This window comes from Cobetia sp. (genome assembly GCF_983723665.1).
The window spans coordinates 1-1,538 of sequence record NZ_CFDJES010000214.1; the positions used below are offsets into that span (position 1 = coordinate 1).

The 1,538-nt window shown below is 67.0% G+C and carries 1 protein-coding gene; it reads right to left on the reverse strand.

Annotated elements, in window-relative coordinates:
• Positions 1–1,499: gamma-glutamyltransferase family protein (locus tag AC4FAH_RS13970; RefSeq protein ID WP_490246250.1), on the reverse strand; the 1,499-nt coding region annotated here is incomplete at its 3' end.
• Positions 1,500–1,538: the final 39 nt, after the last annotated feature.

Below are 1,538 nucleotides of genomic sequence, written 5' to 3' on the forward strand. Positions count from 1 at the left end.
CCGAGCAGCCAGCGCGGTGCGCTGATCGCGGCCTGCAATGACATGCCGTGGCGGGCGATGCGCGTGAAGACAGCCGCCTGAGTCTGCGGCTGGCCTTCACCGCCCATGGTGCCGAAGGCCATCACGCGGCCATCATCGAAGCAGGCCAGTGACGGATTGAGGGTATGGAAGGGCTTGCGGCCCGGTGCCAGGCTGCGCAGTCTGTCCGGCGCCAGGTCGAACGCCAGCCCACGGTTCTGCCACATCACGCCGCTGCTGGGCAGCACCACGCCACTGCCGAACTCCCAATAGACGCTCTGGATGAAGCTGACGGTGGTGCCGTCACTGTCCGTCGCGCCCATCCAGATGGTGTCGCCTTCGGCGGGCTCGTGCGGCCAGCCAAGCGCGGACTGCATGTCGATCATCTCGGCCTGGCGGGCAAGGGCCTCCGGAGAAAGCTGTGCCTGTTGCGTGGCGATGCTGCCTTCGAGGCTGCCCTCGAGCGCCCCCTCGATGCATTCCGGCGAGGTGATCAGGCTGTCGCGTACCAGGAAGGCGCGCTTGGTGGCTTCGATCAGCGCATGCAGGTGACGCGGGGTGTTGCCGTCCGCTTCGCTGATGCCATGCGTCGCGCTCAATGCATCGTAGAGCCCCAGAATCATCAGCGTCGCGAGGCCCTGGGTCGGGGCGGGCAGGTTGTATACCTCACTGTCACGCAGGCGGACCTTGAGCGGCGTGACGCGCTGGGCGCGATAGCCGTTGAGGTCTGCCAGGCGCAGCGGGCTGCCGGCGGCTTCCAGCTCCTGTGCCATGCGCGTGGCAAGTTCACCACGATAGAAGTCATCGAGTCCGGCATCTGCCAGACGCGAGAGCGTTGCGGCCAGCGCCGGCTGACGTAGGCGTGCGCCTTCTTCCAGCGCGATCGGCTCACCTGACTCGCTCTGACCCAGATAGCGCTCAGCGAAGCCGGGCTGCTGCGAGAGTACGGCCAGGTGTTTTTCGCTGAGTGCCTTCTGGCTGGCGCTGACGGCCACGCCATCATTGGCATGCCGGATGGCATGGCTCAACAATGTCGAGAGCGGCAGGGGCGAGCGCTCATCCGCCGAGGTCTCGGCAGAGAAGGCCAGCGCCTCCTGCCAGCCGCCGATGGTGCCGGCCACCGTCAAGGCCGACAGCGGTCCGCGGGTCGGGATGCTGCTGCCGTTGGCGAGGGGAGCAGCCCCCTCACTGTCAGCCGCATAGCCATGGCCGTGTTCGGCATAGAATTCGCGGCTGGCAAGCCCTGCCGCCGGGCCACAGGCATCGATCGCCAGCGGCGCCAGCCCCGGGCGCTTGATCAGCCAGAAGCCGTCACCGCCGATGCCGTTCATGTGGGGGTAGACCACCGCGATGGTCGCTGCCATCGCGACCATCGCCTCGATGGCGTTGCCACCATCGCGCAGGATATCGCGGCCCGCTTGCGCCGCCAGATGATGGGGCGCGGCGCAGGCGCCGCCAAAACCACGTCGGGTATGAATCATGGCGTCTTGCTCCTGAGGATTCCGTTGTTGTTATTGAGC